The organism is Tepidimonas fonticaldi (genome assembly GCF_007556755.1).
GTDB classification, from domain to species: Bacteria; Pseudomonadota; Gammaproteobacteria; order Burkholderiales; family Burkholderiaceae_C; genus Tepidimonas; species Tepidimonas fonticaldi.
Genome location: NZ_VJOO01000016.1, coordinates 57,114 through 64,752, shown reverse-complemented (window position 1 = coordinate 64,752; position 7,639 = coordinate 57,114). Strand labels below are relative to the sequence as shown.

General features: G+C 68.4%; 8 protein-coding genes and 1 tRNA gene. 5 read left to right on the top strand and 4 right to left on the bottom strand.

The genetic code is table 11. The annotated features are described in order from the left end of the window. The first annotated feature begins 62 nt into the window (after nt 1-62). Complete coding sequence (locus Tfont_RS09085; RefSeq protein ID WP_260682333.1) at nt 63-1,682, top strand: ABC transporter permease; 1,620 nt, start codon at nt 63-65, stop codon at nt 1,680-1,682. A 31-nt stretch (nt 1,683-1,713) separates the two neighbouring features. Here Tfont_RS09085 and Tfont_RS09080 read toward each other — a convergent pair. After that, nucleotides 1,714-1,788: transfer RNA gene (locus tag Tfont_RS09080), tRNA-Arg, on the bottom strand. Nucleotides 1,789-1,932: 144 nt separating this feature from the next. Between Tfont_RS09080 and Tfont_RS09075 the strand changes: the two genes are divergently transcribed. Together Tfont_RS09075 and Tfont_RS09070 are read left to right on the top strand one after the other, a co-directional pair. Beyond that, nucleotides 1,933-2,184: a FitA-like ribbon-helix-helix domain-containing protein gene (locus Tfont_RS09075; RefSeq protein WP_185974508.1), complete on the top strand. Its 252-nt coding sequence runs from the start codon at nt 1,933-1,935 to the stop codon at nt 2,182-2,184. After that, the gene (locus tag Tfont_RS09070; protein ID WP_143969193.1) at nt 2,181-2,609 is read left to right on the top strand and encodes a type II toxin-antitoxin system VapC family toxin; all 429 of its coding nucleotides are present in this window, start codon (nt 2,181-2,183) and stop codon (nt 2,607-2,609) included. The genes Tfont_RS09075 and Tfont_RS09070 overlap by 4 nt, the downstream gene beginning before the upstream one ends. A gap of 47 nt (nt 2,610-2,656) precedes the next feature. Here the strand turns inward: Tfont_RS09070 and Tfont_RS09065 are convergent, their stop codons facing one another. Genes Tfont_RS09065 through Tfont_RS09055 form a run of 3 tightly spaced genes read right to left on the bottom strand, consistent with a single transcriptional unit; the run spans nt 2,657 to nt 5,359 of the window. Continuing rightward, nucleotides 2,657-3,844 carry a vWA domain-containing protein gene (locus Tfont_RS09065; RefSeq protein WP_143969192.1) on the bottom strand — a complete coding sequence of 396 codons (1,188 nt, stop codon included), beginning with the start codon at nt 3,842-3,844 and terminating at the stop codon, nt 2,657-2,659. Nucleotides 3,845-3,863: 19 nt separating this feature from the next. Continuing rightward, nucleotides 3,864-4,493 carry a GNAT family N-acetyltransferase gene (locus Tfont_RS09060; RefSeq protein WP_143969191.1) on the bottom strand — a complete coding sequence of 210 codons (630 nt, stop codon included), beginning with the start codon at nt 4,491-4,493 and terminating at the stop codon, nt 3,864-3,866. Nucleotides 4,494-4,516: 23 nt separating this feature from the next. Continuing rightward, nucleotides 4,517-5,359, bottom strand: coding sequence for an AAA family ATPase (locus tag Tfont_RS09055; protein ID WP_068608812.1), 843 nt, complete (start codon nt 5,357-5,359; stop codon nt 4,517-4,519). An 86-nt stretch (nt 5,360-5,445) separates the two neighbouring features. On the opposite strand from Tfont_RS09055, the gene Tfont_RS09050 reads away from it, so the two are divergent. Beyond that, nucleotides 5,446-6,114, top strand: coding sequence for a c-type cytochrome (locus Tfont_RS09050; RefSeq protein ID WP_143969190.1), 669 nt, complete (start codon nt 5,446-5,448; stop codon nt 6,112-6,114). Nucleotides 6,115-6,308: 194 nt separating this feature from the next. Continuing rightward, on the top strand, nt 6,309-7,598 hold the full coding sequence (gene speE / locus Tfont_RS09045) for a polyamine aminopropyltransferase (RefSeq protein ID WP_143969189.1): 1,290 nt from the start codon (nt 6,309-6,311) through the stop codon (nt 7,596-7,598). Nucleotides 7,599-7,639: the final 41 nt, after the last annotated feature.

Here is a 7,639-nt window from a genome sequence, read left to right as displayed (position 1 = left end):
CCGCCCCCCCGGCACCGCATCCCGCGGTGGCCCCGCCCCGTCGGCCGGGTCACCGCTGGCCCGTGGGCCGGACGCTGGCACGGGCGGGACTGCCGCTGTTTGCTGCCGCGCTGGCCTTGCCGGTCATCGCCCTGGTCGTGGCGGCGCTGGCGTGGGATGCCACGTCCGCCAGTGTCCTGCGCGAGATGGCGGCCACGGTGCTGCCCGGGTACGTGTGGACCAGCATCTGGCTGTGCCTGGGCGTCGCGGTGGCGGTGGGGCTGGTCGGGTCGGTGACGGCGGTGGCCGTGACGCTGTTCGACTTTCCCGGGCGGCGCACGGCGGAGTGGCTGCTGCTGCTGCCGCTGGCCATGCCGGCCTATGTCGTGGCCTACGCCTACACGGACTTTCTGCAGTTTTCCGGGCCGCTGCAGACCACCTTGCGCGAGGCGTTCGGCTGGCAGGGCCGGCTGTTCCCGGAGATTCGCAACCCCTGGGGCGCGGCCTGGGTGTTCACCTTCACCCTGTACCCCTACGTCTATCTGCTGGCGCGCACGGCGCTGGCGGAGCGCGCGCCCCAGCTGCTGGAGGCGGCGCGGCTGCTGGGCGCACCGCTCGGCCGCCGCGTGCGCGAGGTGGCGCTGCCTCTGGCGCGCCCGGCCATCGCGGCCGGCATCGCCCTGGCACTGATGGAGACGCTTGCCGACTACGGGGTGGTCAGCTACTTCGGCGTGCAGACCTTCACCGCCGGCATCTACAAGGCGTGGCTGGTGATGGATGACCGCACCGCCGCGGCGCAGCTTGCCCTGATGTTGTTGGCCACCGTGGCCCTGCTGCTCTGGGCAGAGCGGCGGGCGCAGCGGCGGTTGCGGTTTTCCGCCGCGCGCGCCCAGCGCCAGGGGGCCGACGCACAGCCGGCGCGGCTGGCGGGCCGGCAGGTGGTGCTGGCCTGGGCCGTGTGCGGCCTGCCTGTCGTGTTTGGTTTCGTGCTGCCGGTGGCCTTCATGCTGCGCCCCTTGGTGCAGGGTTGGGATGAGTTGCCCTGGCACGCCTTTGTCGGGTGGGCGCGCAACAGCCTGCTGCTGGCGGGGGGCAGTGCCCTGCTCGCCACGGGGGCGGCCCTCGCGCTGGCCCACGCGGGGCGGCGAGCGCCCAGCGTGCTCAACCGGTGGGTGGTGCGCGTGGTGGGCCTCGGGTATGCGGTGCCGGGGGCCGTGGTCGTGGTCGGCCTGCTGCTGCCCGTGGGCTGGGCACAGGCCCGTTGGCCGGACAGCTCGGTGTCCTACTGGGTGACGGCCACGGTGCTGGGCATCGTCTGGGCGTATCTGGTGCGCTTCACGGCGGTGGCGCTGCAGTCGGTACAGAGCGGCTACAGCCGCATTCCCGCCAGTTGGGACGATGCGGCCGCCACCCTCGGGGTGGCGGGCGCTGCCCTGTGGTGGCGCGTGCACTGGCCGCTGTTGCGGCGCTCCACGCTGGCCGCGCTGCTTCTGGTGTTCGTCGATGTGATGAAGGAACTGCCCGCGACGCTGGTCCTGCGCCCCTTCAACAGCGACACCCTGGCGGTGGTGGCGCACCAGCTTGCGCGCGACGAGCGCCTGGGCGAAGCCGCCTTGCCCGCGCTCGCGCTGGTGGCGGTGGGCTTGATCCCGGTCGTGCTGCTCAGCCGCGCCCTGCGCCGCGGGGACGCGGCTGCGTGCTAATGGGCCGAGCCCATAGGACGCAGGAAACCATTGGCCCCCCCGCCAGGAATCGAACCTGGATTTGCCGCTTAGGAGGCGGCCGTTCTATCCTTTGAACTACGGCGGGTTCCTGGTGTGGCGTTGCGGCCCCAGAGAACATGCCAGTCTACACCAAGACCTTCACGTTCTCGGCAATAGGGCGTTTGGGGGCTTCGATGTCAAAGATGCATTGACTACAATGCAATCATTGCTAGCAACTGGAATTGCCCCCATGGCTGCCCTGACGATACGCAATGTCGACGAGGCCCTCAAGCGGTCGCTGCGCCTGCGCGCGGCGCAGCATGGCGTGTCGATGGAAGAAGAAGCGCGCCGCATTCTGCGCGAAGCCTTGCTGCGCGTATCCCCCACCCAGCCGCTGGGGCAGCGCCTGCGGCAGCGGTTTGCCGACGTGGCGGATGCAGACTTCGAACTGCCTGTGCGTCAGAAGCCCCGCACGCCCCCCGTTTGGGATGATGCGCCGTGATCTTGCTCGACACGAACGTGTTGTCGGAAGCCATGCGGCCGCAGCCCGCCGAGGTGGTGCTGGCGTGGCTGGACGGCCAGCCGACCGAGCAGGTGTGGGTGTGCTCCATCAGCCGTGCCGAAATCGCGTTGGGGCTGGCCCTGATGCCGGCGAGCAAGCGCCAAGCCGCGCTGGCGCACGCGGCCGAGGCGATGTTCGCGCAAGACTTCGCCGGGCGCTGCCTGCCCTTCGACGAGCAGGCGGCGCTGCACTATGCCGCCATCGTGGCGCAGCGCACCCGCGCCGGGCGCCCCATCAGTACCGAAGATGCCCAGATCGCCGCCATCGCGCGGTTGCATGGCCTGACGCTGGCCACGCGCAATGTGGCGGATTTCGAGGGGATTGACGGTTTGGCCGTGGTCAATCCCTGGCTGGCCGGCGCTTGACCGGGCGTTTGCCGCGCCGTCTTTTTCGGCACCGTTTTTCAGCGCGGTCATTTGGACAGCAGGCGCATCGCGTCCTCCAGCCCCTTGAGCGTGAGCGGGAACATGCGCCCGCCCATCAGCTGCTGGATGATCGAGATGCTTTGGCGGTACTGCCAGACGCCCTGCGGCTCGGGATTGATCCATGCAAAGCGCGGGAAGGCGTGCGTCAGGCGCTGCAGCCACTCGGCGCCGGCTTCCTCGTTGTTGTATTCGACGCTGCCGCCGGGCTGCAGGATTTCGTAGGGGCTCATGGTGGCGTCGCCCACGAAGATGAGCTTGTAGTCCTTGTTGTAGCGCCGGATCACGTCCCAGGTGGGGTGCTTCTCGGCGAAGCGGCGGCGGTTGTTCTTCCACACATAGTCGTACACGCAGTTGTGGAAGTAATAAAACTCCAAGTGCTTGAACTCGGCCCGCACGGCCGAGAACAGCTCCTCCACCCGCTGGATGTGCTCGTCCATGGTGCCGCCCACGTCCATCAGCAGCAGCACCTTCACATGGTTGTGCCGCTCGGGCACCATCTTGATGTCCAGATAGCCCGCATTGGCCGCGGTGGCGCGGATGGTGTCGGGCAGGTCCAGCTCCAGGTCCGAGCCCTCGCGCGCAAAGCGTCGCAACCGCCGCAGCGCCATCTTGATGTTGCGCGTGCCCAGCTCTTGCGTGTCGTCGTAATCGCGGTAGCTGCGCTGCTCCCACACCTTGACGGCGCTGCGCCCGCCCCCCTTGCCGCCGATGCGGATGCCCTGCGGGTTGTGGCCGCCGTGGCCAAAGGGGCTGGTGCCGCCGGTGCCGATCCACTTGCTGCCGCCGGCGTGGCGTTCTTTCTGCTCTTCCAGGCGCTTGCGCAACTCCTCCATCAACTGGTCCCATTCCAGCCGTGGGGCGTTGGCCTTTTGTTCCTCGGACAGCAGCTGCTCCAGGGTCTGGCGCAGCCAGTCGGCGGGGATGTCCTTGGTGAAGTCGGCGATCTGCTCCACCCCGTGGAAGTACGCGGCGAAGGCGCGGTCGAACTTGTCGTAGTGCTTTTCGTCCTTGACCAGGGTGGTGCGGGCCAGGTAGTAGAAGTCGTCGATCGAGCAGGCCTCGGGGTTGAGCGGGCCGACCACGCCGGCCTGCAGGGCTTCCAGCAGCGTGAGGTACTCCTTGACCGAGACGGGCAGTCGGGCCGCACGCAGGGTGTAGAAAAAGTCGGTCAGCATGGGGATGGGGTGTCGCGGGTCAGCGCGGGCGCGCCAACTGGTGCTGCAGGTGCGCCTTCACGCTCGGCCACTCGCTGGCGATGATGCTGTAGACGCAGGTGTCGCGCAAGCTGCCCGGCGCGTCCGGGTGGGTGCAGATCTGGTGGCTGCGCAGCACGCCGTCCAGTTTGGCGCCCAGCCGCTCGATGCCCGCCCGGCTGGCTCGGTTGAAGAAGTGCGTGCGGAATTCCACCGCGATGCAGCCCAGCACCTCGAAGGCGTGGCGCAGCAGCATCCATTTGCACTCGGTGTTGAGGGCCGTGCGCTGCACGGCCCGCCGGTACCAGGTGCTGCCGATCTCCAAGCGCCGGTTGGCGGCGTCGATGTGCATGTAGGTGGTCATGCCGACCGCGCGCCCCGCCAGCGGCCCGCTGTGCGCGATGACCGCAAAGGGCAGCATGCTGCCGGCCGCCTGCAGCGACAGGCGGCGTTCGATCTCGGCGCGCATGTCCTGCGGCTGGGGGATGGCGGTGTACCACAGCCGCCACAGCTCGCCGTCCTGCACCGCATCCACCAGGTCGTCGTGGTGCGTCGGCGCCAGGGGCTCCAGCCGGGCGTGCTGGCCGACCAGGGTGACGGGTTGACACCAAGGGGTCTGGGGTGGGGTCATGGGCACACCGATGCGGGCGGGTGTCAGCGGTTGCGCTGGTTCATGAACACCAGCTTTTCGAACAGCACCAGGTCCTGCTCGTTCTTGAGCAAGGCGCCAACCAGCGGGGGCACCGCCAGCTTGCCGTCGCCCGACTGCAGCGCGCTCGGGGCGATGTCTTCGGCGGCCAGCAGCTTGAGCCAGTCCAGCAGCTCCGACGTGGAGGGCTTCTTCTTCAGCCCCGGGAGTTGCCGGATGTCAAAGAAGGTTCGCATCGCGGCGCCGACCAGCTCGTCCTTCAGGCCGGGGAAGTGCACCTCCACGATTTGCTTCATCGTGGCCGGCTCGGGGAATTTGATGTAGTGGAAGAAGCAGCGGCGCAGGAAGGCGTCGGGCAGCTCCTTCTCGTTGTTGGAGGTGATGAACACCAGCGGCCGATGCCGTGCGCGGATGGTCTCGCGCGTCTCGTAGCAATGGAACTCCATGCGGTCGAGCTCGCGCAGCAGGTCGTTGGGGAACTCGATGTCGGCCTTGTCGATTTCGTCGATCAGCAGCGCCACCGGGCGCTCGGCGGCAAAGGCCTCCCACAGCACGCCCTTGACGATGTAGTTGCGGATGTCCTTGACCCGGTCGTCGCCGAGCTGGCTGTCGCGCAGGCGGCTGACCGCGTCGTATTCGTACAGGCCCTGCTGCGCTTTGGTCGTGGACTTGATGTGCCACTGCAGCAGCGGCATGTCCAGCGCCCGCGCCACCTCTTCGGCCAGCATGGTTTTGCCGGTGCCGGGCTCGCCCTTGAGCAGCAGCGGTCGCTGCAGCCGGATGGCGGCGTTGACGGCCAGCAGCAGATCGGGGGTCGCAACGTAGGAGGAAGAGCCGGTAAAACGCATGGTTTTCAGGGAGGTAAGGGGGTGGAACGAGTCTATATAATCGCGCGTTGATTTTTGTCAAACGTCCCTCCGATTGTGCTTGCAACATGAACCAAACGATGACCACTCTGCTGAAATCCGTTGTCGCAAGCGCGACCGTCGTTGCTGCCCTGGGCGCACAAGCCCAGACCCCCGCGGGGGACGTCAAAGCCGGTGAATCCAAGGCGGCCATGTGCATCGGCTGCCACGGCATCCCGGGTTATCAGAACAGCTTTCCGGAGATTCACAAGGTCCCCAAGATCTCCGGCCAGTCGGCGCCGTACATCGCGGGCGCGCTGCAGGCGTACCGCAAGGGCGATCGCAAGCATCCGACGATGCGCGGCATCGCCGGCTCGCTGTCGGACCAGGACATCGCCGATCTGGCGGCGTTTTACTCCGGGCACAACCCCGGCGTGACCGCGCCGGAGCAGCCCAAGGCGGCGCCGGCGGCCGTCGCCGCGCTGCTCGAAAAAGGCGCTTGCGTGTCGTGCCATGGGGCCAACTTCAGCAAGCCCATCGATCCGAGCTACCCCAAGGTCGCCGGGCAGTATGCGGACTATCTGTACGTCGCCCTCAAGTCGTACAACGTGCAGGGCAACCCGCACATCGGCCGTGCCAACCCGATCATGGCTGGCATCACGCAGCAGTTCAGCAACGCCGAGCTGAAGCAGATCGCCAACTACCTGGCGACCGTGCAGGGCGAGCTGGCGACCAAGCCGCAGTCCCGCTTCCGTTGATCGCGCAAGCGTTCCCTGCCTGATCGACCGGCCCCTTGCGGGCCGGTCGGCGTTTTTGCGGTGCGCCGTGGTCGTTGCCACGGCATGCGGGGCAGGTGTGCCGGGTTTTGGTGGTCCGGGGCGGTAGAATGGAGGGTTTCGTCCAGACCAGAGTCGGTCTGGTGGTGCAACACGATTGGATGGGGGATCGAGCCATGCAAGGGCTTCATCTGACGGCTGATCTGTACGACTGCCGAGGGGCCGACGGTCTGTTGACCGATGCGGCCATGCTGGCCGAGCTGTGCCGGCGCCACACGATCGGGGTGGGGCTGACCCTGGTCGACGAGAAGTGGTACCCGTTTCCGCCGTACAACGGCCAGCCCGGGGGCGTGACCGGCATGCTGCTGCTGGCGGAGTCGCACCTGGCGGTGCACACGTGGCCCGAGCGCCGCGCGGTGACGCTGGACGTCTACGTCTGCAACTTCACCACCGACAACTCGGCCAAGGCCGAGGCGCTGCTGCGCGAGATCGTGGCCGCCTTCGAGCCCGGCCGCAGCGAGATCCACCGCCTGCAGCGCGGCAGTGAGCAGCGCCCGCCGGCGGAGACGATCCTGGAAGCGCTCAACGACGCCGGCGACGCGGTCTACGGCTACACCAGCAGCGAGCGCGTGCTGAGCCGCCGCAGCCCGTACCAGACGATCGAGCTGATGCGCACGCCGCGCTTCGGCCTGGCGATGCGCACCGACGGGCACTTCATGACCTCCGAAGGCGAGGAGTTCTACTACCACGAGTGCCTGGTGCATCCGGCCGCGGTGGCGCACGGCGCGCCGCGGCGCGTGCTGATCATCGGCGGCGGCGACGGCGGCGCGGCGGAAGAGGTGCTCAAGCACCGCAGCGTCGAGCGCGTGGTGATGGCCGAGCTCGACGGCGACGTGGTGGCGATCGCCAAGGAGCATCTGCGCGCGGTGCACCGCGGCGTCTTTGACGACCCGCGGCTGGAGGTGCGCATCGGCGATGGCCTGGCCTACGTGGCCGAGACCGCGGAGCGTTTCGACCTGATCCTGCTGGACCTGACCGACCCGGAGACGCCGGCCGGCTCGCTGTACCAGGAGCCGTTCTTCCGCTCGCTGAAGCGCATCCTGAACCCGGGCGGGGCGGTGGTGCTGCACACCGGCACGCCGGTGTTCGAGCCGCAGCAGGTGCGCCGCATCAACGCCGAGCTGCGCGCGGTGTTCGAGCAGGTGCACCCGTTCGGGCTCTACATCCCGCTCTACGGCGCCTACTGGGGCTTTGCCATCGCCTCCGACCGGCTGCAGCCGCGCGCGCTGGATGCGGCCACGCTTCAGGCCCGGGTGGCGGCGCTGCCGGACCTGCAGTACTACAACGCCGAGGTGCACCCGGCGCTGTTCGCGCTGCCGACCTACTACCGCCGGCTGGTGCAGCCGCAGCCGGCCGCGGCCCCCGCGCCGTCTCTGGGCTGTTGCGCCGAGGCCGCGCCGGTCTGACCACGGTCAACCGGACAAGGTAATATCGTTGCCCAGCGGGC